At 24.7% G+C, this 25,704-nt stretch carries 35 protein-coding genes and 2 pseudogenes; 28 read left to right on the top strand and 9 right to left on the bottom strand.

Annotation, left to right across the window (positions count from 1 at the left end; translation table 4 throughout):
• The first annotated feature begins 320 nt into the window (after window positions 1-320).
• The 9 genes and pseudogenes from MSROBK_RS06080 to MSROBK_RS06040 all read left to right on the top strand — a co-directional run bounded on the left by MSROBK_RS06080 (window position 321) and on the right by MSROBK_RS06040 (window position 6,247).
• Window positions 321-470, top strand: coding sequence for a hypothetical protein (locus MSROBK_RS06080; protein WP_084217950.1), 150 nt, complete (start codon window positions 321-323; stop codon window positions 468-470).
• On the top strand, window positions 470-718 hold the full coding sequence (locus MSROBK_RS06075) for a hypothetical protein (RefSeq protein WP_040092611.1): 249 nt from the start codon (window positions 470-472) through the stop codon (window positions 716-718). The genes MSROBK_RS06080 and MSROBK_RS06075 overlap by 1 nt, the downstream gene beginning before the upstream one ends.
• A gap of 242 nt (window positions 719-960) precedes the next feature.
• Window positions 961-1,395 carry a DUF3627 domain-containing protein gene (locus tag MSROBK_RS06070; RefSeq protein WP_040092610.1) on the top strand — a complete coding sequence of 145 codons (435 nt, stop codon included), beginning with the start codon at window positions 961-963 and terminating at the stop codon, window positions 1,393-1,395.
• A 152-nt stretch (window positions 1,396-1,547) separates the two neighbouring features.
• The gene (locus MSROBK_RS06065; protein ID WP_040092609.1) at window positions 1,548-1,751 is read left to right on the top strand and encodes a DUF2649 family protein; all 204 of its coding nucleotides are present in this window, start codon (window positions 1,548-1,550) and stop codon (window positions 1,749-1,751) included.
• 352 nt (window positions 1,752-2,103) lie between these two features.
• Window positions 2,104-3,117 (top strand): hypothetical protein, encoded by a 1,014-nt coding sequence (locus MSROBK_RS06060; RefSeq protein ID WP_040093641.1) that lies wholly within the window; start codon window positions 2,104-2,106, stop codon window positions 3,115-3,117.
• Window positions 3,110-3,509, top strand: a pseudogene (locus MSROBK_RS06055) (hypothetical protein). Before MSROBK_RS06060 ends, MSROBK_RS06055 begins: the two are co-directional and overlap by 8 nt.
• Window positions 3,509-3,745 (top strand): hypothetical protein, encoded by a 237-nt coding sequence (locus MSROBK_RS06050; RefSeq protein WP_040093640.1) that lies wholly within the window; start codon window positions 3,509-3,511, stop codon window positions 3,743-3,745. Before MSROBK_RS06055 ends, MSROBK_RS06050 begins: the two are co-directional and overlap by 1 nt.
• Before the next feature lie 11 nt (window positions 3,746-3,756).
• A complete protein-coding gene (locus MSROBK_RS06045; RefSeq protein WP_040092983.1) occupies window positions 3,757-4,059 on the top strand; it encodes a hypothetical protein in 303 nt (100 codons plus the stop codon).
• The gene (locus MSROBK_RS06040; RefSeq protein ID WP_040093639.1) at window positions 4,052-6,247 is read left to right on the top strand and encodes a spiroplasma phage ORF1-like family protein; all 2,196 of its coding nucleotides are present in this window, start codon (window positions 4,052-4,054) and stop codon (window positions 6,245-6,247) included. The genes MSROBK_RS06045 and MSROBK_RS06040 overlap by 8 nt, the downstream gene beginning before the upstream one ends.
• Window positions 6,248-6,266: 19 nt before the next feature.
• Here MSROBK_RS06040 and MSROBK_RS11645 read toward each other — a convergent pair whose 3' ends face one another.
• Window positions 6,267-6,695: a spiroplasma phage ORF1-like family protein gene (locus tag MSROBK_RS11645; RefSeq protein ID WP_040092571.1), complete on the bottom strand. Its 429-nt coding sequence runs from the start codon at window positions 6,693-6,695 to the stop codon at window positions 6,267-6,269.
• A 70-nt stretch (window positions 6,696-6,765) separates the two neighbouring features.
• On the opposite strand from MSROBK_RS11645, the pseudogene MSROBK_RS06030 reads away from it, so the two are divergent.
• The 4 genes and pseudogenes from MSROBK_RS06030 to MSROBK_RS11220 form a co-directional block, all read left to right on the top strand.
• Window positions 6,766-7,092, top strand: a pseudogene (locus MSROBK_RS06030) (helix-turn-helix domain-containing protein); the annotation flags it as partial.
• A 72-nt stretch (window positions 7,093-7,164) separates the two neighbouring features.
• Window positions 7,165-7,440: an IS3 family transposase gene (locus MSROBK_RS06025; protein WP_040092565.1), complete on the top strand. Its 276-nt coding sequence runs from the start codon at window positions 7,165-7,167 to the stop codon at window positions 7,438-7,440.
• Window positions 7,383-8,273: an IS3 family transposase gene (locus MSROBK_RS06020; RefSeq protein WP_206780832.1), complete on the top strand. Its 891-nt coding sequence runs from the start codon at window positions 7,383-7,385 to the stop codon at window positions 8,271-8,273. Before MSROBK_RS06025 ends, MSROBK_RS06020 begins: the two co-directional genes overlap by 58 nt.
• 31 nt (window positions 8,274-8,304) lie before the next feature.
• A complete protein-coding gene (locus MSROBK_RS11220; protein ID WP_040093637.1) occupies window positions 8,305-8,814 on the top strand; it encodes an IS30 family transposase in 510 nt (169 codons plus the stop codon).
• Window positions 8,815-8,930: 116 nt separating this feature from the next.
• Here the strand turns inward: MSROBK_RS11220 and MSROBK_RS06010 are convergent, their stop codons facing one another.
• Together MSROBK_RS06010 and MSROBK_RS06005 are read right to left on the bottom strand one after the other, a co-directional pair.
• Complete coding sequence (locus tag MSROBK_RS06010) at window positions 8,931-9,731, bottom strand: IS3 family transposase (RefSeq protein ID WP_242441467.1); 801 nt, start codon at window positions 9,729-9,731, stop codon at window positions 8,931-8,933.
• A gap of 32 nt (window positions 9,732-9,763) precedes the next feature.
• A complete protein-coding gene (locus MSROBK_RS06005) occupies window positions 9,764-10,039 on the bottom strand; it encodes an IS3 family transposase (protein ID WP_040093636.1) in 276 nt (91 codons plus the stop codon).
• Between the two features lie 106 nt (window positions 10,040-10,145).
• Between MSROBK_RS06005 and MSROBK_RS06000 the strand changes: the two genes are divergently transcribed.
• Together MSROBK_RS06000 and MSROBK_RS05995 are read left to right on the top strand one after the other, a co-directional pair.
• Entirely contained in the window at window positions 10,146-10,499 is a 354-nt protein-coding gene (locus tag MSROBK_RS06000; RefSeq protein ID WP_052443440.1) for a S1 RNA-binding domain-containing protein, read from the top strand.
• Window positions 10,500-10,669: 170 nt separating this feature from the next.
• Window positions 10,670-12,157: a hypothetical protein gene (locus MSROBK_RS05995; RefSeq protein WP_040093635.1), complete on the top strand. Its 1,488-nt coding sequence runs from the start codon at window positions 10,670-10,672 to the stop codon at window positions 12,155-12,157.
• Here MSROBK_RS05995 and MSROBK_RS05990 read toward each other — a convergent pair.
• From MSROBK_RS05990 to MSROBK_RS05975, 4 genes are all read right to left on the bottom strand, one after another.
• The gene (locus MSROBK_RS05990) at window positions 12,119-12,919 is read right to left on the bottom strand and encodes an IS3 family transposase (RefSeq protein ID WP_242441467.1); all 801 of its coding nucleotides are present in this window, start codon (window positions 12,917-12,919) and stop codon (window positions 12,119-12,121) included. The two genes, MSROBK_RS05995 and MSROBK_RS05990, sit on opposite strands and share 39 nt — an antisense overlap.
• Window positions 12,920-13,012: 93 nt before the next feature.
• A complete protein-coding gene (locus MSROBK_RS05985) occupies window positions 13,013-13,228 on the bottom strand; it encodes an IS3 family transposase (RefSeq protein ID WP_084218010.1) in 216 nt (71 codons plus the stop codon).
• 318 nt (window positions 13,229-13,546) lie between these two features.
• Window positions 13,547-14,779, bottom strand: a complete 1,233-nt coding sequence (locus MSROBK_RS05980) for a hypothetical protein (protein ID WP_040093634.1) — start codon at window positions 14,777-14,779, stop codon at window positions 13,547-13,549.
• Window positions 14,769-14,996 carry a hypothetical protein gene (locus MSROBK_RS05975; protein ID WP_040093633.1) on the bottom strand — a complete coding sequence of 76 codons (228 nt, stop codon included), beginning with the start codon at window positions 14,994-14,996 and terminating at the stop codon, window positions 14,769-14,771. The genes MSROBK_RS05980 and MSROBK_RS05975 overlap by 11 nt, the downstream gene beginning before the upstream one ends.
• A 348-nt stretch (window positions 14,997-15,344) precedes the next feature.
• Between MSROBK_RS05975 and tkt the strand changes: the two genes are divergently transcribed.
• From tkt to MSROBK_RS05930, 9 genes are all read left to right on the top strand, one after another.
• Window positions 15,345-17,312: a transketolase gene (tkt, locus tag MSROBK_RS05970; RefSeq protein WP_040093632.1), complete on the top strand. Its 1,968-nt coding sequence runs from the start codon at window positions 15,345-15,347 to the stop codon at window positions 17,310-17,312.
• A 49-nt stretch (window positions 17,313-17,361) separates the two neighbouring features.
• Complete coding sequence (locus MSROBK_RS05965; RefSeq protein WP_040093631.1) at window positions 17,362-17,889, top strand: GNAT family N-acetyltransferase; 528 nt, start codon at window positions 17,362-17,364, stop codon at window positions 17,887-17,889.
• A gap of 941 nt (window positions 17,890-18,830) precedes the next feature.
• Window positions 18,831-19,064 carry a hypothetical protein gene (locus MSROBK_RS05960; protein WP_040093630.1) on the top strand — a complete coding sequence of 78 codons (234 nt, stop codon included), beginning with the start codon at window positions 18,831-18,833 and terminating at the stop codon, window positions 19,062-19,064.
• Window positions 19,065-19,123: 59 nt separating this feature from the next.
• On the top strand, window positions 19,124-19,288 hold the full coding sequence (locus MSROBK_RS05955) for a hypothetical protein (RefSeq protein ID WP_157944238.1): 165 nt from the start codon (window positions 19,124-19,126) through the stop codon (window positions 19,286-19,288).
• A complete protein-coding gene (locus tag MSROBK_RS05950; RefSeq protein ID WP_040093629.1) occupies window positions 19,278-19,739 on the top strand; it encodes a hypothetical protein in 462 nt (153 codons plus the stop codon). Before MSROBK_RS05955 ends, MSROBK_RS05950 begins: the two co-directional genes overlap by 11 nt.
• Window positions 19,720-20,118 carry a hypothetical protein gene (locus tag MSROBK_RS05945; protein WP_040093628.1) on the top strand — a complete coding sequence of 133 codons (399 nt, stop codon included), beginning with the start codon at window positions 19,720-19,722 and terminating at the stop codon, window positions 20,116-20,118. Before MSROBK_RS05950 ends, MSROBK_RS05945 begins: the two co-directional genes overlap by 20 nt.
• 11 nt (window positions 20,119-20,129) lie before the next feature.
• On the top strand, window positions 20,130-20,588 hold the full coding sequence (locus MSROBK_RS05940; RefSeq protein WP_040093627.1) for a hypothetical protein: 459 nt from the start codon (window positions 20,130-20,132) through the stop codon (window positions 20,586-20,588).
• A 17-nt stretch (window positions 20,589-20,605) separates the two neighbouring features.
• The gene (locus tag MSROBK_RS05935; protein WP_040093626.1) at window positions 20,606-21,832 is read left to right on the top strand and encodes a hypothetical protein; all 1,227 of its coding nucleotides are present in this window, start codon (window positions 20,606-20,608) and stop codon (window positions 21,830-21,832) included.
• Window positions 21,833-21,859: 27 nt separating this feature from the next.
• Window positions 21,860-22,603 carry a hypothetical protein gene (locus tag MSROBK_RS05930; protein ID WP_040093625.1) on the top strand — a complete coding sequence of 248 codons (744 nt, stop codon included), beginning with the start codon at window positions 21,860-21,862 and terminating at the stop codon, window positions 22,601-22,603.
• 120 nt (window positions 22,604-22,723) lie between these two features.
• Here the strand turns inward: MSROBK_RS05930 and MSROBK_RS13610 are convergent, their stop codons facing one another.
• Window positions 22,724-23,113 (bottom strand): transposase family protein, encoded by a 390-nt coding sequence (locus tag MSROBK_RS13610; protein WP_416375043.1) that lies wholly within the window; start codon window positions 23,111-23,113, stop codon window positions 22,724-22,726.
• A complete protein-coding gene (locus tag MSROBK_RS13605; RefSeq protein ID WP_040092446.1) occupies window positions 23,098-23,550 on the bottom strand; it encodes an IS5 family transposase in 453 nt (150 codons plus the stop codon). Before MSROBK_RS13605 ends, MSROBK_RS13610 begins: the two co-directional genes overlap by 16 nt.
• 69 nt (window positions 23,551-23,619) lie before the next feature.
• On the opposite strand from MSROBK_RS13605, the gene MSROBK_RS05920 reads away from it, so the two are divergent.
• The 4 genes from MSROBK_RS05920 (at window position 23,620) to MSROBK_RS05910 (ending at window position 25,693) form a co-directional block, all read left to right on the top strand.
• Window positions 23,620-23,844, top strand: a complete 225-nt coding sequence (locus MSROBK_RS05920) for a hypothetical protein (RefSeq protein WP_133165060.1) — start codon at window positions 23,620-23,622, stop codon at window positions 23,842-23,844.
• A gap of 169 nt (window positions 23,845-24,013) precedes the next feature.
• Window positions 24,014-24,433, top strand: coding sequence for a transposase family protein (locus MSROBK_RS13600; RefSeq protein ID WP_040093624.1), 420 nt, complete (start codon window positions 24,014-24,016; stop codon window positions 24,431-24,433).
• Window positions 24,375-24,848, top strand: a complete 474-nt coding sequence (locus tag MSROBK_RS13595; protein ID WP_181382060.1) for a transposase family protein — start codon at window positions 24,375-24,377, stop codon at window positions 24,846-24,848. The genes MSROBK_RS13600 and MSROBK_RS13595 overlap by 59 nt, the downstream gene beginning before the upstream one ends.
• Window positions 24,849-25,150: 302 nt before the next feature.
• Window positions 25,151-25,693: a hypothetical protein gene (locus MSROBK_RS05910; protein ID WP_040093623.1), complete on the top strand. Its 543-nt coding sequence runs from the start codon at window positions 25,151-25,153 to the stop codon at window positions 25,691-25,693.
• Window positions 25,694-25,704 lie beyond the last annotated feature (11 nt).

Genomic DNA, 25,704 nt, shown 5'->3' with positions numbered 1-25,704 from the left:
TTGTAAATGCCAAACCATAAAAAGTTAACTATCAATTTAGTTAACTTTTTTAAGTTAGTTTTAAGGAGTTGAAATTATGCAAACAAAGCAATATTTGATTTTGCGGTCGTTAGTGAAAAAGTACGGTAAAGATAATGTTATTAATACTGTCAATAAGATTGCAAAAGATATTGAAATTAAAAAGTAAAAGAATAAATTATTCCGCGTAATTTATTAGCGGATAATTTATTCAATAATGTTTTTTAATGGAGCAAAGCGACAACGGAGCGGAGCGAGTTTGCAAATTTCAATTTTTTTAATTTATTGAAAGGAGATATATTATGCCAGGTTGATTAACGACAATATTTAGTGTTGTTATTATATTAGGTATTTTTGCTTGAATTGGTTTATCGATTTATCAAAAAATTCGTCAAATTCGAGGAAAGAAAAAAGATAAAAAAGAAATTGAAAGTAAGGAGGATAAAAAATAATGTTAGGTATGTATTTAACAACAGCGGTTAATTTTTTAGCAGCAGATACGCCTACTATTTCAGATGGAATGGGTTCTATTTGAAGTGGATTAGGACAAGCAATGATGAAAGTTAAAGAAGCAATTTATGCTGTATTACCACAATTAATGACCTTTTTAGGTGATGCGTGAATTATTTTAATTCCATTTGGTATTTTTGTTATCATTAAGATTTTAAACTTTTTCCGTGTTATGGTTAAAGGATTTTAATATTTATTATAACTAATTATTTGTATTAGTTAAGGCACACTAGTTTATTTATATTTTATTAATTTATTATTTTATATAACTATTATTTTAAACTTAATAGTATTTTTCAGTGTGCCAATTTTTATCATTTTTATATTTAACAATGTTTATTAACAGTGTTTATTTAACAATAGATAAGCAATATTTAACAATATTTATAACATTGTTAATTAGAAACAATGTTTATTAAGGAGTTGATAAAATTGAGTAATTTTGTTAAGAAAAATCAAAATGTAGAAAATTATTTTATTCGTAAAGAATTGATAGTTTTTGAAACAGAAAAAGCAAGTTTTATAAATTTACCTAATCATAATCGCCATATTGGTTTTTGATTGAGTAATAAGTTTATTTATCCGAGTGAAAAACACTCAGAACAAGTAGCAATCGGTTTGATTTATGATAATTCTTATCCTATTGTAAAATATGATGAAAATTTAAAACGTCATGTATGAAAGTATTTAACTGGAACAGAATTAATAAATTTATACAATCAATATAAACAAAATTATTTTACACAAATGAAAAAAGCTTTATTTCAAAATGAACCTAAAAAAGTAAAAACGACTAACAATAATTTAACAAATTGAAGTGATGAAAAAGAACAACAATTAATTAAAGACCTAGAAAGTTTAAATTAAATGAGTTTATATGACTATTGAGTTCAATTTGTTAGTTATATTATTGGTTCAAATGCCCCTGAATTTTTATATGTTATATCTTTTGTATTATTTATTGTTTTATTTTTTGGAATATTTTTTAAACTTATTCAAAAAATGTGGAGTTTTTAAAAATGCAAAATGATTGAGAAAAATTAAAAGAGTTTTTTATTCATATATTTTTGTTTATTGACAAATTTAACGTTGAAAGTATTACAACTTGAAATTTAACACAAAATGAATATTTAACTCTTATGATTGGTATTTGAATTGTAATTTTATTTTTAACGTGGTTTTTATTGTGAATGGTTTTTAAAATAGTTAGTTGTTTTAAATAATTAAATTTTGTTATTATTATGGTTTTCTCTCCCCACAAAATTTTAAAATCTTTTTTTGAATATAATATATATTTTTATTATGAATGCAATAATTATTAATATAAATAATGTTGTAAAAAATATTTCTTTTGCATTTATTTGACTAATATTTTTAAATATTCATTTTACAAAATTAATTGTAGTAATTAATTTCTCGATAGGATTGATTAAAAAGTTTATAATTCCAATAATAGGCAATAATATTGAAATTATTTTTAAAATTTTCTTAATTTTTATCACTTTCTTTTTTGATTTGTGGGGAGAGAAAACCATAATAATACTAGTTTAATTATAAATAACTATTGGAGGTAAAATGAAAAAGTTCATATTTTTCTTAAAAAATTATTGTTATATTAGTTGTTCAATGATTTTGTTTAGTTTAATTGATTTATTACTTTGGATAATTTCATTAAATTATACTGGTTTAATATTTTGATTATTATTTGCTTTACAATGTGTTTATTTTGTTTGATGAGTATGAAAAAACATATTTTATCAGTTGAATGCTTTTCGGTTAGTTAATTTTGTTTGAGATAATCCGTTATCGGTAATTATTGGTAAGTTAGGAACGGGTAAAACTTTACTTTTAACTTATTTATCACAAACTATGAAATTATTAACAGATAAGATTTATAGTAATTATCCGTTAGAAGATGATAAAGTTAAGGTTTTAACATTTAAAAATTTAGATTTTACAGATAGAACAAAACCTGTCCCTCCTGATGATAGTGTTATTTTATTTGATGAAAGTTATTTATATATTGATGGAACTAGTCCCCACGATGAGAAAAAAGTTCATAGTGGTAAGATTCCGTGAATTGTTTTAGCAAGACATTTTGGTAATCGTGCTTTGTTTACTGCTCAGCGTGAGGGTATGATTTGGAACAATATTCGGCAATTAGCAAGTGGTATTATTATTCCAATTTCATTGAAAAAACCTATTGTTAAAAAAGGATTTAATTTTTTTAATCGTTTCTTTATTATGCGAATTGGTATTTTTCAAGATATTACGGATTATGAAATTTGAAAGACAAAATCAGTAGAACGAACAGCAGAAGGTAAACGAGCAAAACATAAATCTGATGTTGGTTTAGGAATCAGGTTTTTTAAGATAATTATTCCGTTAGAATTTGCACAGAAATATGATAGTCAATGATTAAAGTTTGTTCGTGATTTAAAAAATTATGAAATAGTTAATAAAAAAGAATATTATTGGTCAGAAATTACTAAATTAAGTGTTAAAGAGCGTTTAACATTGTTTGATATTGATATTTTGAAAAAGAATTTAAAACCTAAAAAAGAAAAAGGAAGTGGTAAAGATGATTAATTTATTATCAGAAAGTAGTAATTGAGATAAAATTTTTAGTTTTATTTTTGATGTATTTTTGTTTATTTTTGATGTAATTTGAAATACTAAATTGCCAATGACAAATACAACAATTGCTTATTTTATTATCTTTTTTATGGTTGTTAAGTTATCGATTTATGCTATTCACGGAACAAGAACCCAATATAACGAATTAGGTTCAACAGTACAAACGGGGGGTATCAAATATTTATTCTACGACTGCTCGTGGAGTATCAGATACTAAACAAGGTATGCAAAAACATTTTAAAGAGCGTAAACAGTTTAAAATTAATCGTAATAAACAACAATTATCAAGTTTAGCAAAACAAGCAAAAACAAGAGAACAAGGATATCGGAGAGTGAATAAATAATGATTAGATTAGTTTTATTGGTTGCGGCAATCGCTATTTTTGGTACTGGTTTTATTACGGTGATTATAAATCAATTAACATCAGCAAAAAATATCATTATGGTTTTATATAACTCAGATACTTTTTTACTTTCTTTATTTGGTAAAATGGCAATTTTGTTTAGTCATCCGTTAATGCTTACAATATCAAGTTTATATATTTTAGGTTTTATTGTTTCAAAAACATTATATAGTTAGGAGTTGAATTTATGGATAATAAAAATGAAAAGAAACAAAAAGAAAATGGTTTATTTATTTCTTGGGTTGATTTAATTTTGTATCTTGTTATAAGTTTTTTGTTAACCCTTATATGTGTATTAGATACAGTTTCAACTATTGATGAATTAAAAGAGAAATATGCTGGTATAAATGGTTATATAATTTATGGTTTATGATTTGATATATTATGATATATTTTAGTAATTCATTATTTTTATGGTTATTTATTTAATCAAATTATTAAATTAATAAAAGAAAATAAAAAAGATAAGGTGGTAAAGAATAATGCGTAAGTCATTATCTTTATTTGCGATATCTATTTTAGGTATTTTAGGTTTAATTATCCCATTTATTACTTTAACAGCATTTAAACCCTTAAATCAGCAGAATTATACTGTTAATCAACAAACAACGGGAATGAATGAAACTGATTTTATTAATACAATGTTTTTACGCAGTAGTTTTTTTGAAAACTGGTCAGAAACAAATTATTTTATTAACCCAACTTTAAAAACATTACAAACATTAACTTATAATGATAAATGATATTTAGACTTTTTAAAGGATAGTTATTCAACTGGGATTTCATTTGATAAGCCTAGTGATGAGTTTATGGATTTATATAAAAATTGAGATACTTATGCTAAACAATATAATATTGATAAATTTTATGATGTGGATAAGAAACAATTTTTAAAAGAATTAACTAATTTCTTTTATTCATTTGCTAAGTATTTTAATACTGTTGAAGTTATTAATAAATTAGAAAAAAGTGTTGATAATTTACAACAAGTTAATTTAAAATTTAAAAATTGAAAGTTAATCCCATTAGATAAATTAAATAGGAATCCAGATAATAAATGATATATTGGAATTGTAAAAAAGAAACAAAATGATAATTTTTCTATTATAAAATTTAATTTTTCAAATAAATTAATTTGAGATAATAGTGGAGTACCTTATCATATTATTAATGGTGTATGATATCTTTTTAAATCATATTATTGTTGAGATGGTTTAAATGAACCTGAAACGCCAAAAATAGATATTAATGACAATCCAATTTTTTGAACTGATGATGAATATCAAAATATTCGTTCTTTTTTATTAAAATATATTAATGCTATTGTGCAAGAAAATATTAGAGTTCAGCAACGTGGTAATCCTGATTATGATGACTCAAATTTAGGTAGTCAAAGAATAATATTTGATTTTAAAATTATTAATAATATGGAAAAATTAGATTGAAAACCTGATGTTATTTTAACTAGAAAATCAATTTATCGGATGATTTTAACAATTGATGAAAATAAAAATATTGTTGCAGGTAGTTTAGAATTAACACATTTTAAACAATATTGGGATGGTAATAATGCAAATAGTTATCGGTATACTGATGATTTAGGTTTTTTATTTTCTTTCATAAAAGAAAAAGAAGATACTTTTAATTTTAGTGCTGAAACTTATAATTATTATCGAGGTAATACTCCCAATACTGGTAAAATTGTTTTTGAGCATATGAAAGGTCAAATTGATATTAATAAATTTTTAAAATCCTTTTTTGCCCATGCTTTGGTACCTGTTTTTCAAAATCGTAGTAATTTTATTGAAAGTGGATATATTGATAATTTAGAATATGATACTGTTTTAATTAACTTTTTTGGTTTAAAATTAGTTAATTTTAGAGATGTTTTAATTGATGAAACTAATACTAATAAAAGTCAATTTGAAAAGTTATTAAATAGTATGTTCACGGTTTCGCAAAACTTTTATAAAGATTATTTACGTACCATTTTTGATTTAGAAAATAATACTTATGTGCAAGGTTATAATAAAAAATATGGTTTATTAGCAAATAATGGTTTTAAAATTTACCCACGATATTTTTATTTTTCAGATAAATATAATCAGTTAGATATTAAATTATATTCAGCATTTAAAAATCGATTTTATAACACCAATTATGGTAATGTGTTTAATTATGATTTTTCAGTTGCAAATAATTATAATATTAATCAAAATGAGGGTTATGTTTTTGAAGGCGCTTTAAAAGATAAATATGGTTTAAAATACAAAAAAATTGAAGAACAAAAAATTGGTTATAATGTTTTTGAATTACAAGCGCAAAAAGAAAATGATATGTATCGTTATTATGATTTTAATTTTGGGATTTACAACTGACAAGAAATAAACAACGGTGGATTATTCCCCGATGGACAATGATGACAAGCACAATATGAAAGTTGTAGTTGATATAATTTAGCGTGTCATATAAAAAATGCCGCAATTTGAGTTGTAAATAATATTCCTGGTGTAAAACAAGTAAATGAATTAGCAAGTGGAGTTGGTAAGATTTTTCAAACAATATATAGTTTTTTTAGTCAAACATTTGAGGTATGAAAATTTAGTCCAGCATTATATAACACAATAACAAATATATTCTTATTAATTATATTTATGAAATTTGTAAGATTAATATAAAAAGGACTTGTTAGTCCTTTTATTCTTTTCAATCTGTAATTTTACCGGTATTTGTATCAATTTCAGGTGTTTGAGGTTCATTTAAACCATCTCAACAATAATATGATTTAAAAAGATATCATACACCATTAATAATATGATAAGGTACTCCACTATTATCTCAAATTGATTTATTTGAAAAATTAAATTTTATAATAGAAAAATTATCATTTTGTTTCTTTTTTACAATTCCAATATATCATTTATTATCTGGATTCCTATTTAATTTATCTAATGGGATTAACTTTCAACTACTATTTTCTGGTGGTTGTTGCGGATTATATGGTGGTTCTGGTTTATTACCTTCTCCCCCGTTTTCATTGTTATTTGGTTTTTCACAACTAATTAATGATGTTGTACTTGTTGTAGTTAATCCGATTGCTCCTAAAATACTTAGTCATTTTTTCATATACTTATCTCCTTATTTAGAATGTTATAATTACTCTATGTAAATCATAACATATTTTAGGGGGTAAAATATGAAAAAATATGAAAGATTAGATATTAATGAAAGAGTAAATTTAGAAAAATTAAAAGATAATGACTTGTTTAAAAAGAAAAATGGAACAATTAATATTCGGAAAATTGCTAAACAAATGAATAGAGATTATAAAACTATTTGGCAAGAGTTAAATGTGTTTGATAATATTAATGATTATAATGCTACAAAAGCACAAAAAATACACGATAAAAATAAAAGACAATGTCGTAAATATTCAATGTTAAATTCACAAGAATTAAGTTATTTTTCTAATGAATATAATAATTTTGGTCGTTCTCCACAAAATATTATTATGTCTTTGGATGGGTTAAGATAAATTGGACAACAATAATGTGGAGTAAGGATTATAATTAAATTAATAAATGGAGGTGTAATTATGGCAAAGAATCATTATACCGATGAATTTAAACAACAAATTGTTAGTCTTTATAAAACAGGTAAAACAGCAAAACAATTGTCCAGTGACTATCAGGTCGGTAAATCAACAGTTTGAAAATGAATTTATGAATTCAATAATTCTGGTTCATTTAAAGCAAAAGATAATCGAAGCCCAGAAGAAAATGAACTAATTCATCTAAGAAAAGAAATTAAACAATTACGAATGGAAAATGATATTTTAAAGCAAGCCACACTGATAATAGGCAAAAAATAGTAATTATTAAAAACAACAAAGAAAAATATGCAATTACTAATTTATGCAAAACACTAAAAGTTCCTAGATCAACGTTTTATTATCAATTGAAATCAAATAATCCTAAATCAAACCATACTATTGATAATGCTGTTATCAGTATTTTCTTAAAAAGTCGTAAAAATTATGGCACAAGAAAAATTAAAGTTATGTTAGCACAACAAAATATTTTATTATCACGAATAAAAATTAGTAAAATAATGCAAAGATATAACTTAATTTCCAATTATACAAAACTTAAATATAAACATCAAAGTAACAAAAACGCTATATACAAATATCATAATTTGTTAAATCAAGAATTTAATAATTATAAACTACATGAAGTTGTTGTCAGTGATTTAACACAAGTTGCTATCAATAGCAAATGATATTATGTGTGCTTTCTAATTGATTTATTTAATCGTGAAGTTATTGGTTATGATGTTAGTTCTCATAAAGATGCCAAATTAGTTGAAAATACTTTTAAAAAGCTTAGTTTTTCTTTAGATAATATTAAAATATTTCATACTGATCAAGGCAGCGAATTTAATAACAATATCATTTACAATCTTTTAGCTAAAAACAATGTTGCAAAATCTTATAGTAAACCAGGCTGTCCTTATGATAATGCTGTTTCTGAATCAACCTATAAAATTTTAAAAACAGAATTAATTAAAAACAGAAAATTTAAAAATATTGAACAATTTAAATTAGAATTATTTGACTATGTTAATTGATACAATAATGTACGAATTCACAGCAAATTAAATTATTTAACACCAATTGAATATAAAAATCTTTACTCTACATAAAATTTGTCCAAAAAACCCTTGCCATTCCATATTGCTTAATATTAGAGATTATAAGCAATTTTTAAATGATTATGGTGATGATTTTAGTTTTAGTGGAATTTGAGAAATGGATACTCTTGATTGTGGTAATTTTCATTTATTAGTTTTAGTAAATAGGAAATCTAAAATAGTTTTTTATTATATTTTATTTACTAAAAAAGCAAGTATTGTTTTAATGGTTTTAATGAAAATGATTAGACAAATTGGCAGTAATAAATTTAGTTGTATTTTGACAGATAGAGGAAAAGAATTTTATAAATGAAAACCAATAGAAAAATCTTTTAAAATAAGAGTTTATTTTTGTGACCCTGGTAAACCAAAACAAAAAGCATTAGTTGAACGAATAAATAGAGATATAAGGCGATGATTTGGATCAAATGAACCTTTGATTAATATTCGTAGTAGATTAAAAAATGTTTTAAATATATTAAATACTACAATAAGACCTTGTTTAGAAAATTTTACATCAAAACAATATTTTAAAAAAATATTTGTTCATTAATTAGTTAATGTATATAATAAAAATAATAAAATTTATTAATTATTTTTGTGTTTAACAAATTATTTTCATCATTTTAATAATATAATTTGGAATGGCAAGGGTTTTTTGGACAAATTTTATGTAGAGTAAAGATTTTTATATTCAATTGGTGTTAAATAATTTAATTTGCTGTGAATTCGTACATTATTGTATCAATTAACATAGTCAAATAATTCTAATTTAAATTGTTCAATATTTTTAAATTTTCTGTTTTTAATTAATTCTGTTTTTAAAATTTTATAGGTTGATTCAGAAACAGCATTATCATAAGGACAGCCTGGTTTACTATAAGATTTTGCAACATTGTTTTTAGCTAAAAGATTGTAAATGATATTGTTATTAAATTCGCTGCCTTGATCAGTATGAAATATTTTAATATTATCTAAAGAAAAACTAAGCTTTTTAAAAGTATTTTCAACTAATTTGGCATCTTTATGAGAACTAACATCATAACCAATAACTTCACGATTAAATAAATCAATTAGAAAGCACACATAATATCATTTGCTATTGATAGCAACTTGTGTTAAATCACTGACAACAACTTCATGTAGTTTATAATTATTAAATTCTTGATTTAACAAATTATGATATTTGTATATAGCGTTTTTGTTACTTTGATGTTTATATTTAAGTTTTGTATAATTGGAAATTAAGTTATATCTTTGCATTATTTTACTAATTTTTATTCGTGATAATAAAATATTTTGTTGTGCTAACATAACTTTAATTTTTCTTGTGCCATAATTTTTACGACTTTTTAAGAAAATACTGATAACAGCATTATCAATAGTATGGTTTGATTTAGGATTATTTGATTTCAATTGATAATAAAACGTTGATCTAGGAACTTTTAGTGTTTTGCATAAATTAGTAATTGCATATTTTTCTTTGTTGTTTTTAATAATTACTATTTTTTGCCTATTATCAGTGTGGCTTGCTTTAAAATATCATTTTCCATTCGTAATTGTTTAATTTCTTTTCTTAGATGAATTAGTTCATTTTCTTCTGGGCTTCGATTATCTTTTGCTTTAAATGAACCAGAATTATTGAATTCATAAATTCATTTTCAAACTGTTGATTTACCGACCCGATAGTCACTGGACAATTGTTTTGCTGTTTTACCTGTTTTATAAAGACTAACAATTTGTTGTTTAAATTCATCGGTATAATGATTCTTTGCCATAATTACACCTCCATTTATTAATTTAATTATAATCCTTACTCCACATTATTGTTGTCCAATTTATCTTAACCCATCCAATTAGATTTTAGTAAAGGAGAAAAAATATATGTATGATAAAAATAACAAAATTATTGTAAAAATAACAAATATTACTCCCTATGGTGCTTTTTGTAGAGCAGAAAGAGCTGATGGTTTAATCCATATTAGTGAAGTTTCAGATTATTTTGTTAAAGATATTAAAGATTTTTTTGATATTGGTGATGAAATTGAAGTTGATGTGCTTGATTTTAATATAGTTAGAAAACATCTTAAATTAAGTTATAAAAATTGTCACCCTGAATTATTAAAAAATGATGATAAAGAAATTCAGGAAATAAAAACAGCATTCCAAAACTTAAATAAAAAACAAAATAAAACAGACAATATTGAAAATATTAATAAAATAAATGAAAATGAATAAATTAGTAAAATACAATAAAAAAGTAAAAAATAGTTTTTATACTACTTTTTACTTTTTTATTGTATTTTATTTTTAATTTGTTATAATACTTTTAACTTTTTATGGTTTAGTTTTACAGTATACAATATAATTATTTTCACACCCGATAGAAAAATATTAGGAGAAAAAATATGAAAAAATTATTAACTTTAGTAGGAATTGCTAATTTAAGTGGGGGATTTGGAACAGCTCTTGTTGGATGTACCGTCAACCCTGAAACAATAGTCGATGATGATACGGGAAGTTTTAAGGATATTGAAATCTTAGACAAAATTTCAAAACAAGCAATTGATGCTTTTTTAGAATTTTCACAAAATAGTTCAACCCTTGATACTAATGATCATTCTGATGTTGATTTTGATAAATTATATGCGTTGGTTACTAAAGAGTTATCAACTGCAATCTTAAATAAAAACAATCCTGATGTTACTCCTGTTTTAAATATTTTAGATAGTAAATTTAATATTGCCTTTAATAACATTAATAATGTTATTACAAATGAGTATTCAAATTATTATGTTGATTCAAAACCACTAAAATTATTAAATAGTTCAAGGTATACTTTACATTATATTGACCTTGTAACATTAGGAAAAATTAATGGTGAAAAAGACTTAAGTAATTTAAAAGCCGGGCGAATTGATTTTAAGTTTCGCTTTCAAGTTCAGTTTAAAACATATGTGATGACTTCTGATTATGTCATTCAATATACCATTTCAAATGACACTGCTAAAATAAAAAAATTACAAAGTGGAATTGTCTCAAAATTATCAAAAGTTGTTGTTCGTTTTTTTAATGAGAAAGGAAAAATTATTTTAGATAAAACACCTGGATTTAGAACTTTATATGATAATTTTTATATTAATTATTCAAAACGTCATATTGATTTGGATAATATTATTCAACAACAGTTAACAACCTTAATTAATAGTGATCCTGAACTAGCAGAGATTAAAGAATATGTAACATGAAACGCTGACCAAGAATTGTTGTTATTACAAATGGGAGCTTTAAATGATGTTACAAGTGGGGTTGCTGTTCCTTCCCGGCCAGAAAATACAGTTTATGTTTGAGCAGGAGAGGGACCTTTTGATAGTAGTAAGGTGACTGCTGATACCTTTTATCAATTTTTGATGAAACTATTAAATGTTTTTAACATTAGTGGGAATGACTTACAATTAGCTAGTTTTACTGTTAATTTATCAAAATTAACAGTTGCTGGGTTAACATTAAATGGTGTAATTGAAAATAATACTGGAAATGCTTTAGCAGTTATTATTGCAATTTCAAAAGAGGGTTTAAAAACAAAGTTGATGGATTACAGTCAAATTGTTGTGAAATTTTTTGAAACATATCGTGTCGAATCATATCTTCGTTATCAACAATTAGTTGTACCAAGTAATGTTTTTGATCAAATGAAAGCCGCAAGGAACTACATGGACTCGTTAAAACCATTAGTACAAGATTTTATTAATCGTCCTGAAATTAGTACATTACCAGGAATTAATTTATTCAATATTGATGATGCAGTTGGTAGATTAAAACAAAAGTTGGAATGGCAAGGGTTTTTTGGACAAATTTTATGTAGAGTAAAGATTTTTATATTCAATTGGTGTTAAATAATTTAATTTGCTGTGAATTCGTACATTATTGTATCAATTAACATAGTCAAATAATTCTAATTTAAATTGTTCAATATTTTTAAATTTTCTGTTTTTAATTAATTCTGTTTTTAAAATTTTATAGGTTGATTCAGAAACAGCATTATCATAAGGACAGCCTGGTTTACTATAAGATTTTGCAACATTGTTTTTAGCTAAAAGATTGTAAATGATATTGTTATTAAATTCGCTGCCTTGATCAGTATGAAATATTTTAATATTATCTAAAGAAAAACTAAGCTTTTTAAAAGTATTTTCAACTAATTTGGCATCTTTATGAGAACTAACATCATAACCAATAACTTCACGATTAAATAAATCAATTAGAAAGCACACATAATATCATTTGCTATTGATAGCAACTTGTGTTAAATCACTGACAACAACTTCATGTAGTTTATAATTATTAAATTCTTGATTTAACAAATTATGATATTTGTATATAGCGTTTTTGTTACTTTGATGTTTATATTTAAGTTTTGTATAATTGGAAATTAAGTTATATCTTTGCATTATTTTACTAATTTTTATTCGTGATAATAAAATATTTTGTTGTGCTAACATAACTTTAATTTTTCTTGTGCCATAATTTTTACGACTTTTTAAGAAAATACTGATAACAGCATTATCAATAGTATGGTTTGATTTAGGATTATTTGATTTCAATTGATAATAAAAAGTTGATCTAGGAACTTTTAGTGTTTTGCATAAATTAGTAATTGCATATTTTTCTTTGTTGTTTTTAATAATTACTATTTTTTGCCTATTATCAGTGTGGCTTGCTTTAAAATATCATTTTCCATTCGTAATTGTTTAATTTCTTTTCTTTAGATGAATTAGTTCATTTTCTTCTGGGCTTCGATTATCTTTTGCTTTAAATGAACCAGAATTATTGAATTCATAAATTCATTTTCAAACTGTTGATTTACCGACCTGATAGTCACTGGACAATTGTTTTGCTGTTTTACCTGTTTTATAAAGACTAACAATTTGTTGTTTAAATTCATCGGTATAATGATTCTTTGCCATAATTACACATCCATTTATTAATTTAATTATAATCCTTACTCCACATTATTGTTGTCCAATTTATCTTAACCCATCCAAAGTATCCAACATGAAGGGTAAAAGATGATGATACTTTACAAATTAATGCTAGAGGAAAAGGGTATAGTTTTAGTTTTATGCTTGGGGATAAATCTTTCTATGGTTCAATAGCTTATTCACCTTGATCAGCTGTTTATTTTGGTAATTTTTATCTTAAAAAAGGTTAAATTTAATAAATTAAAAAACATCTTTATTCAAATAAAGATGTTTTTTAATTTGTTGATAAAATTAAATTATTATTTATTGTTTTGGTTTTAGTTCTGTTTTAATGCTTGGTTTTATCAAAACAAAACAACAACCTAACATTATCATGGCAATAATAACACTGTAAATAATGATATAAGTTAACATTATTGTATGAAAATTAATAATAATTGGAATAATGATAATAGCTAACAATAGGCTAAAAATAGCATGACCAAAAACATGTTCAAACATTAAAGCTAATGTTAGATGTTCAGTTCCAACTAAACTAATAATGTTATTTTTTTGAATGCGGCTTAAATGCCCTAAACAAAGGTCAAGTAAAATTTGACTACCCCCCAACCCAAGCGTTAAATATAAAAGGTGATTTAATTGTATTTGTTGCATCAAATAAGTGATTGTTAATCCTAATAATAGAGCAACAGCGATAATAGCAATAATAGTATTATAACAAACATCGCGTTTAATAGTAATAGTATTGGTTTTAATCAAATATCCAAGTAAGTAACTTAGTTTTCGAATAACATATAAAACTCCAATCGCAATGATCATTAATGTTGTATCTTTAAAAATTAAAACTGGTAATAAGTAACCAAATACTTCATTAATACTATATAAAAAACTTGATGAGTATAAATAACTTCAAAATTGTCGATTTGTTTTTAATGTTTTCCAACTCGTTGGATTAATTTTAAAGGTAACTTCTTTTGTTTTTAAATCATAATTAAAAAAGATTAAACTAAAATTAATTAAAGTAATCAACGTGAAATATGTTTGTAAAGCAATATTAGTTCCTAAATCATTTAAGAAATATTGAAATAAAAAGGGAATAATAATGGTAACAACACTACCCAAGGTAAAATAAAGACTTGGATTTGTTTTTAATTGATGTTGACGGGCATAACTCCGAATGATTTCCATTGTAAAAGGAACCATTCCCGCAACAAAAACGCCAGTTGCGAAGAGTAAAAGCGGATAAAAATAAATGATTAAATTATTATCAAAGAAATTAATTATCATTAGTAAAGAAACAAAAACAAAAAGAAAAAAACTATTAATTTGTAAGATAAAGATGTTATCTTTTTTCTTTTTTATTTTTGCTCATAACGGAGTAAAGAAGAACATTGCAGTTGGGAGTAATAGAAAAAATCAAATTTTTGTGAGTCCAAATTTTTGATAAATTTCAAAAGGCAAAAAGGAAAATAAAGTTCCCATTAAAATTCCTTGTATAATTAGTAATGTTTTTCAACTACGTAATTTAGTTGTCATTTTTGTTATCACATCCTTTGCTTTCTTGTTTTGTTTGTGGTGTTATCTTATATAAATTAATTTTACTATTATTTAAGAAATAATTATTGAACAAAGTAATAAATTTAAAATATGAAGTAATAATAGTAATTTTAAGAATTAATTTGTGAACTAACTGATAATAAAGTTGTTTTTCAACTCTTTTTTGCATCATCAAAATGTTTTTATTTTTTACCATCAAAAATAGAATTTGAGATTATCAACCAAAAAGAAGAGTGAATAGTTCCAAATATAATATTATTTAACATCTTTTGCATATAAAAGTTCTCCATTCATTATTATATATTTAAAATGTGTTCTTTTGGCAAAGCTAAAGGACATTATCACGACTCTTGAACAAATATTTGACCACTACCATCACTCTTTTTCTATTTTTAAATATAAACTTTTTCTTATTATAAATTAATAATCAAAAAAAGTAAGATTTAAGCAATTATTTTGTAAATTATAAATATCTTTCTTTTAATTCGTTGTACAATGTTAATATGAATATTAATTAAATAGTGTATAAAAAGGAGAATACAGAATGAAAAAATCAATTGATGCAATTAGAATGTTAGGAATTGAAGCAGTTAATAAAGCTAATTCAGGACACCCAGGTATTGTTCTTGGTGCTGCGCCAATGGCTTACACTTTATTTACTAAACATTTAAATGTTAATCCGCAAGTTGATAAATGAACTAACCGTGATCGGTTTGTTTTAGCAGCAGGACATGGAAGTGCTTTATTATATTCTTTATTACATTTATCAGGATTTGACCTTAACATTGAAGATTTACGTAATTTTCGCCAAGTTGATTCAATTACTCCTGGTCATCCGGAGTCATATTTGACACCCGGAGTTGATGTTACTACTGGCCCATTAGGACAAGGAGTTGCAACAGCAGTTGGCTTAGCATTAGCAGAGTCTCATTTAGCAGCCAAGTATAATACAAAAAAATATTCACTTTTTGATCATTATACTTATGTTTTATGTGGTGATGGTGATTTACAAGAAGGGGTAACTCAAGAAGCAATTTCTTTAGCTGGACATTGAAAATTAAATAAATTAATTGTCCTATTTGATTCAAATGATGTTCAATTAGATAATATGGTTAATGTTGCGCAAAGTGAGAAAATTGGTGATCGTTTTCAAGCAGCAAATTGAAGTTATCTTTTTATTAAAGATGGGAATGATGTTGAAGCAATTAACGAAGCTATTATTAAAGCAAAAAAAAGTGATAAACCAACGTTAATTGAAGTTAAAACAGTAATTGGATTTGGGGCAACGAAACAGGGCACCCCAGCAGTTCATGGCGCACCATTGGGAACAGATATTGAAACTGTTCGTAATTTATTAGGATGAACTGAAAAACCATTTGAAATTCCTGGTGAAGTTTATGATGATTTTGAAGTTAATGTTAAAAACCGTGGAATTAAAAAGTATGAACAATGATTAAAAATGTATGAAGCATTTTGTCAGGAAAATCCAGCATTTGGGAAAGAAGTAGATGAAGCAATTCATGGGAACTTTACTTTTAATACAGAACAATTTCTTGATTTAAAACCAACTAAACCGCAAGCAACACGAATTAGTAGTGGTGCTATTATTGACCGAATTTCAAGTATTATTCCAAATTGAATTGGTGGTAGTGCTGATTTAAGTGGTAGTACAAAAGCAAAAGGTGCTGATGGTGTTTATGGCGCTGAAAATCGAATAGGACGTAATCTAGCTTATGGGGTTCGTGAGTTCGCAATGACCGCTATTAATAATGGAATTTGTTTACATCGTGGTTTATTATCATTTGCTAGTGGCTTTTTTGTTTTTTCTGATTATATGAAACCAGCAATTAGATTAAGTTCATTAATGGAAATTCCAGTTGTTTATGTTTTATCACATGATTCAATTGCCGTTGGTGAAGATGGACCAACACATCAACCAATTGAACAGTTAGCAATGTTACGAAGTCAACCAAATTTAAATGTCTTTCGCCCGGCTGATTTTAATGAAACATTAGGAGCTTATCATCTTGCCTTGCAATCTCGTCATACCCCAAGTGCTATTTTAATTACGCGACAAGATTTACCAGAACTAGAACATTCTAGCGTTGAAATGGTTAAAAAAGGGGCATATCAAGTTTATGGTTCAGAACATCATAATGATGTTGTTTTAGTTGCAACAGGTAGTGAAGTAAATATGGCAATTGTGGTTGCGAAAAAATTAGAACATGATAAGAAAATTAATGTAAAAGTAATCTCAATGCCATCGTGGGAATTATTTGATAAACAAGATATTACTTATAAAACAAAATTATTAGAGCCAACAGCGTTGATTGCTTCAATTGAATTAGGAACAACCTTTGGTTGAGAACGTTATACTTCAAATACAGGATTAAACTTTGGAATCGACACTTTTGGACAATCAGGACCATTCCATGATGTATTAGAATATTTTGGTTTTAATGTTGAAAATATTGTTAATACAATTAGTAAAAAAATGCAATTATCAAAATAATGGCAATTGCATTTTTTATTTATAATTGAATTAGAAATAGGAGTAACAAATGATTTTATTTGAAACAGCACGATTAATAATCCGAATGTGGAAGCAAACTGATTTAGCAGCATTTCAAGCACTAAATGCTGATCAAACGGTAATGGAATATTTTCCAAAGGTATTATCAGCCGCAAAAACAAATGATTTTTATATTAACATTCAAACTAATTTTAAAACTAATGGTTATGGGTTATATGTTGTTGAACTAAAAGCAACGCATGAATTCCTTGGTTTTTGTGGTTTTAATAATGTTACTTTTCAGGCTGATTTTACTCCTTGTATTGAAATTGGATGAAGTTTAAAACAATCAGCTTGGGGACAAGGGTTTGCAACTGAAGCCGCACAGGGGTGTTTAAATTATGCTAAAAATAATTTAAATTTTCAAACAGTTTATAGTTTTACCAGTATTTTTAATCAGCGGTCAGAAAATGTTATGAAGAAACTTGGAATGTCAAAAACAAAAGAGTTTAATCATCCAAACCTAACAAAAACTAATTGGTTATCAAAACATGTTTTATATCAATTAAGCTGATAATAAGATAAAATATTAAAGACATCGAAAAAACTAAAAGGGGAGTTTATTAAATGGTTATTTTTTTATGGGTTTAGGTAGTAAGAAAAAAGTTGAGGTTTTATAAAAAATATAAATAAAATAATTAAATACAAATTAAATTAATCGCTTATTAGAGCGATTTTTTTATTTGCATTATTCATCAGATAGTATCTTTAAAATTAAAAATTAACCTATTTTGCCCTACAAACTAGTTAATTTTTATAATTTCCTTTCTGTGATTTATTATATTTTTTCGGTTTAACAACTAATAATATCATTTTTAATAAAGGTACTATCTGATGAATAATGCAATCTAAAACTTAATATTTTGATGCTTAAAGATGGATAACTCATCTATGGCACGAAACCTTAAAGAAAGTGTGAAAGCGATTGGATTTACTCTCCTATTTATTTCTTTAATTCTCGGCAAGATTAATAAGTTGCGAAATGTCAGAGCGCGTGTTTTTTGGCTTGTTTTCATAAAAAGAGTGTTGTTAAACCGAAAAAAAACAATATCGGACACTAAAAAAACAAGAGGGTTAGAACTCCAAAAGGTTATTTTCTTTATATAAAGTTGTCTAGGGATGGATGAAGCGTAATTAATAACTGGGTAAACTGTTTTTTTGTTTATTTCCGTGGGGGTAAAACTCTATCAAAATATCCTACCGCCCCCGCTCACCTTCAAAGTGAAGCAGGCGGCGAAGTAATTAAATACTAAAATAAATTATTTACTAATATCAAAATATTAACCAATAAAGGAATATTATGTTTTTTTACAGAAAGGAAAATATTTAATGAAAAAATGAAATAAAAAAATTAAAAATAAATTACAAGAATTAATGATACGAGCTTATCCAGTAACGGTAAATGATATTAATGTTGAAATTTGAGCAACAAATAAAAAAAATTAAGGAGTATATATAATGACAGAATATAAAAGTTTGTATATTAATAAAACTTGAAATGAAATAACAACTTCGTTTGATTGAGTTAATTGTCAACCTGTTAATTGTCGTATTTCACATCATAAAAATCATTATGATTTGCAATGTTTAGAATGAGCCAAAATGTACTTAAATTTATTTAAAAATAAGTGAGATGTTATTGTTTCATATATGCAACATTACAAAATTAACGATATTTTAGATTTAGCATAAGATGGATGAAAAATCTTACAAATTGACAAAAAAATCAAAGGAATAATTTAGGAGATTATATGAAAAAATTAAAATTAAAGTTAAAGTTAAAAAAGATAACAATTGATGAATTAACTGAAAAAGTTAATAGTGGTTATCGCTTTAAATCACCTAATGATAACAAACATTACCTACTTTTAATAGAAGATATTACAGATAAAATTAGAAATAGTTATGTTGAATAATTTAAAATATATTATTGCAATTGACCCTGCTGGAATTGGTAAAACTGGTATTATTATTTATAATGTTTTGCAAAAGAAAATAATTAATAATATTACTTTTAATTCCAAAAATGAAGAAGAAGCAATAAATAATATGTATTTAATATTAAATGAGTTTAAAAATAAAATTTGTTCTTATTTAAATAAAGTTATTGTAATAATTGAAGATTATCAACTTCATAAAGGTTTAAAAATAAAAAACCCATTATCTACTCCTAAATTCATTGGTGGTTTAAAAGTTTTATGCAAATATCTATTTAATTTAAATTATGTTTTACAATCACCAGTTATTAAGAAAAATTATGTTTATAAAGGAAATATTAAAATGTCAGAGCACGAACACGATGTTTGGAAACATTTACAATATTTTATAACAAAAGGAGTTGATAAAAATGGCACAAGCAAAAAGTAATTTACCTAAAAAATCAATAACTAATAAACCTAAAATAAAAAATAAAAAAGTTAATAAATTAGAATTAACTGTTAGATTACATGAAAATCCGATTAAAACTAAAATTAAGGCACTGGTTGCTGGTGGTGTTGAAATTGATGCTTGTTCGGCTAAATGTCAATGAGACGGATTAAATTACTCAACATTATCAATATATAACCCATCTATTTTAACTGAGTTTTTGAAATTAAAAAAAGATGATGAGATAAAAATTAAAGGCTCAGTATTTAATCAGTTAAATATAAAAACTAAACGCTATTTTTTATCTTTTAGAGTAGATAGTTTTGAAATTATACAAAAAGCAATTAGAAAAAGAACAAATACAAATATTAAAAATTAGGAGGAAAAACAATGGGATTAAAAAATGTAAAATATGTTCTTATTAATGAAAATAATGAACCTATTAAAAATGAAGATGGCAGTTTAGATATTAAAACTGCTGAAATTATTTTAGAAAATACTTCTGAAGTTGAAAAATTTAATACAAGTAATTTAGAAAATAATAATCAGCAAATCAACGAACTACAAACAAAAAATACTGAATTAACTTCACAAGTTGAACAACAAAAAATTCAATTAAAACAAATTGAAATAATTGACTTTATTAATTCTTTAACTGATAATGAAGAATTTAAAAATGTTTTATTAAAGTCTTATGATATTACTGATGATATTGAAATCATTAAAACACAATTGCAAAGTGTTTATGATGAATTAATTAAGGTACAAACAGTTAATACTGGTGGCGTACCAAAAGTAGAAAACAAAGAAAACAATATTTTAGATACAGACAATGTATTTAATAAATAGAAAGAAGGAAGTAAATTATGGCACAAAACCCACAAAGAATTTTCGGAGATATTGCTAATCAAGCAACAAAACGAGACCTAGAAACATTTGAACAATGATATTTACAAACTTATCAACAAAAATTTAGTTGAGAAGCTTTATTTGCATGAAAAGAAGCAAATAAGTTTGGTTTAACATATAAAAGAAAGAAAAATATTAAATACAATGAAGGTCTAGGAAACGAAGGACAAGTATTTAATACTGATGATAACCTACTGAAATATTCAACAGTGGAATTTGAAGATGGAATTGTTGAATTAGATACAATTTTAACTTTTGCTCGTAAATTAGACCCTGTAGAAAGTGATTTTAATCCTAATCTTTGGGCTGTCGATATTGAGCAAGCAATGGATACTGAAGTTGCTTATAAACGCAATAAAATTTTAGAAATTATTAATAAAGGAACAGTTACAACTATTCAAGGCCAAAAAGCAGATGATACAAATGCTTTGCAAATTCACGATGAAATTATGGATAAAATATATGAAAATGGTTTTACTCCATCAGAAACAGTTGTATTGGGTTCGGCTGATTTTATTCGTGGAATTCGTAATAAATTACAGTTACAACTTGGAGCAAACGACCAAATAAATAATGTAATTGAAACAAGTGGAGCAATGAAAACTGTTGAAGGAACAACATACTATATGGTTCCTAAAAAATTACCAATTATTAATAAAGATGGTTCAGAAGGAACAATTACTCTATTACCAGATGGTGTTAATGCAATTGCCTTTAAATTTAGCAAAAAATATGACCCGCTTATTTTACGCAAAAAAGATCATACTCCGTTAAGAGTTGGTGCTGCTGCGTTAGGTACTGGAATGGGTAATACTTTGATTATGGAAAGAGTTTTATATTTAGGTGGAGCAGTAGTTGAACCCAAAGGAATTATTAAACATATTGTTACAAAAATTGATATTAGTAAAATTAATAAATTAGATAAACCAACTATTCATGTTACAGACCCAACACAAGCAACACCAGAACAGTTAAAACCACAATTTAAAGCTGTTGTTTTAAAAGCAGTTAAAACCGTAGATAGTTCTTTAACTGAAAGTGATTTTGATTACTTTATTGAAAGTAAAGGTGAAGATTGACCAATTAATATTACAAATGATAAAACTGTTGAAGTTCAAATTGAAGGTAAAAACAATGCTACTGGTCAAACAAATCCGATTGATGTTAAAATTAAAAATTCTTAATAGTACTAAAAAATAGTACTTTTTCGTTTGATAGATATGCCAATTGGAACATCTAAAACAGCGCTTATTTATGCTGTTAAAAAAAATCCAACTAGATTGTCAATCCAACAACAAGAAAAAAGTTTTGGTTTACAGTTATTAGAATTTTTAGGAATTCAAGTTTTAGCCCTTTGTTTATCAGTTTTAACTGGTGGTGTAGCATCTGCTGTTGGTCTTGGTGCGGGATTATCTAATTTTGCCGCAGCATTTATCTCGTTTGGAGTAGAAACAGCAACAGATTTTACAGTTAATCAAATTTATGACAAATTAACTTATGGAATTACTGCAAAAAGTACATCCTTAAATTTATTACCAGCAATTGGTGGAATTGGTAAATTAACGCGTGCTGCTCGCACAACTAGAATTTTAAAATTAGCAAAAGAAATTAAACTACTTGAAAAATTAGGTGTAATAACTGCTAATAATTTAGAAGATGTTGTAAAACAAGTTACGGGTAAAAAGGTTTTATCTGATAAATTAATATTTGATTTTACAAAGCAGGCTAATAATGAAACTTTATTATATACAATTGGAAAATTAGCCCGAAATGATTTTTATAAAGGTTTTAAAGTTTCTAATTTAGAAACAATTAATAATTTATTAAAAATTGAAAAAAATATTCAAAAAATAAGTCCTACATTAGTTCAAAAAATACCACGCGTAAATGAAAAAAATGCTAATAAATGATTAGACTTCTTGCATTACTTGTTAAAAAATTGCAAATATTTGTAAAAAAGATACTAATAGAAAAATATAATTTTAATTAATTATGTTTTTTATTTAAAAATTTAATATTTTTCCACAACGAAAAATTAATTTATTATTTAAATTATTTAATTTTAAATAAATATTTTATGTTAAATATAATAATTGTAAATTATAAATTGAGGCAATTAAATTAAATCTTAAACCAAATCTTTTTCTTCGATTACGATATTTTTCTGTAATAATTTTAAATTTTTTAAGAATAGCAAAAATATTTTCAATAATAATTCTCATTTTTGAAACTAGTCTATTATATTGCTTTTGTTCTTTGTTTAAAGGGTTTTTCTTTGTAGGTATTAGAACATTATTGTGATTTTTTTGTATTCCTTGATAACCACTATCAACTATTAATTTGGTATTTTTTAAAATTGGGATTTTTGATTCTTTAAATAAAGCATAATCATGTTTTTTTCCGAGCGAAAAACTTGTTGCAATAATTTTTTTGGTTTCTTGTTCGATAATTACTTGTGTTTTGATCGTGTGTTTTTTCTTTTTACCAGAATAAGATTGTTTTTGTCTTTTTTTGGGCGTTGGATTGGAGTTTCGGTAGCATCAATAATAATAGTTTTATCATTAAAATAATCATTTATTAGTGCTTTTTTACCAGCAAGTTGTTGAAAATCAGAGTTTTTAATTAAAATATCTTCAATTCACTTAATATTACGATAACAATTAGCCTCACTAATATCAAAACTTTTACCAAGATGAAAATAAGTCTGATATTCTCGTCAATATAATAAAGTCATCAATAATCTATTTTCTAATGATAATTTATTAGTTTTACCACCTTTTTTAAATTTTTCTATTTCAGCAACTTTTAAAATATCTAACATTTTATTAAAAGTGGATTTTTTTATTCCTGTTAATCTTAACCATTCTCTATCATTAAGAGTATTAAATTTATTATTGTTCATATTTTTATGTCCTCATAAATTATATTTTATAATAATATTTTAATAAAAAAGGGTATCGCAAGAAGTCTATTGTCTGAATATGGATTAAATATTGATAAAATAAGCAAAATTAATACTAATGAGTGATATAACATTATGACTAATCTTCATAAAAAATGTGTTGGTAAAAACCTATTATTAAATGCTAATTTAATGCGTGGTAGCAAAGTATACAATAGACTTCTTGCATTACTTGTTAAAAAATTGCAAATATTTGTAAAAAAGATACTAATAGAAAAATATAATTTTAATTAATTATGTTTTTTATTTAAAAATTTAATATTTTTCCACAACGAAAAATTAATTTATTATTTAAATTATTTAATTTTAAATAAATATTTTATGTTAAATATAATAGACTTCTTGCGATACCCTTTTTTATTAAAATATTATTATAAAATATAATTTATGAGGACATAAAAATATGAACAATAATAAATTTAATACTATTAATGATAGAGAATGGTTAAGATTAACAGGAATAAAAAAATCCACTTTTAATAAAATGTTAGATATTTTAAAAGTTGCTGAAATAGAAAAATTTAAAAAAGGTGGTAAAACTAATAAATTATCATTAGAAAATAGATTATTGATGACTTTATTATATTGACGAGAATATCAGACTTATTTTCATCTTGGTAAAAGTTTTGATATTAGTGAGGCTAATTGTTATCGTAATATTAAGTGAATTGAAGATATTTTAATTAAAAACTCTGATTTTCAACAACTTGCTGGTAAAAAAGCACTAATAAATGATTATTTTAATGATAAAACTATTATTATTGATGCTACCGAAACTCCAATCCAACGCCCAAAAAAGACAAAAACAATCTTATTCTGGTAAAAAGAAAAAACACACGATCAAAACACAAGTAATTATCGAACAAGAAACCAAAAAAATTATTGCAACAAGTTTTTCGCTCGGAAAAAAACATGATTATGCTTTATTTAAAGAATCAAAAATCCCAATTTTAAAAAATACCAAATTAATAGTTGATAGTGGTTATCAAGGAATACAAAAAAATCACAATAATGTTCTAATACCTACAAAGAAAACAAAGAAAAACCCTTTAAACAAAGAACAAAAGCAATATAATAGACTAGTTTCAAAAATGAGAATTATTATTGAAAATATTTTTGCTATTCTTAAAAAATTTAAAATTATTACAGAAAAATATCGTAATCGAAGAAAAAGATTTGGTTTAAGATTTAATTTAATTGCCTCAATTTATAATTTACAATTATTATATTTAACATAAAATATTTATTTAAAATTAAATAATTTAAATAATAAATTAATTTTTCGTTGTGGAAAAATATTAAATTTTTAAATAAAAAACATAATTAATTAAAATTATATTTTTCTATTAGTATCTTTTTTACAAATATTTGCAATTTTTTAACAAGTAATGCAAGAAGTCTATTTAATAAATTAATTTTTTACAAATGTGATACCATCTATTTTTTGATTATTATGAATGGTATCACCAATTAAAACAATTATTTCAATAACAATAGTTTTGAGAAACAAATTTTAAATTTATTTAATATTACTTATACTATGACTGGTGATAATTTTAAATATTTCTTAGCTGGTTTTTTATTTTCACCAGATACCCCATTAGTTAACCAAGCAGATCAAACCGAGGCTTTTACACGATATGATTTTTATAGAATTCCAGGTACGGATCAAATTTGATCAAGTTCTCTTGCTTTTATTGTTTTTTCGGCAAAAGGGTTTAACAATTATTTAAAAAGTGGTATTAGTCAAGAATACCAAATGGGGTGATGAAGTTCACCAAACATCTTTACTGCATTAGACCATGAAATGGGGCATGCGGTTGATGTTTATTATGGAATGGTAACTTCGGCTCCAACAAATGCCGCAAAGAAATTTAGTAATATTTTAAATGAATTAGGAATTAAAGGGGAATATAGTGGCAATGTTTTTGGTTATGATAATATTATTAATTATAATACAAAAGCTAGTGCTATGAAAATTGCTTTGATTGTTATCTTTGGGGTCTTTTGTGTCAGCATTATTATTGCTATTATTTGAAGTACTGCTCGAAGAAAAGCAACTCGTAAAAAAACAGATGAATAAAAAATGCAATG

It is taken from the genome of Spiroplasma poulsonii, from assembly GCF_009866525.1.
In the GTDB taxonomy this organism is placed as follows: Bacteria; Bacillota_I; Bacilli_A; order Mycoplasmatales; family Mycoplasmataceae; genus Spiroplasma; species Spiroplasma poulsonii.
The sequence above is the reverse complement of the archived record's forward strand: the minus strand, read 5'-3'. Positions and strand labels throughout refer to the sequence as shown.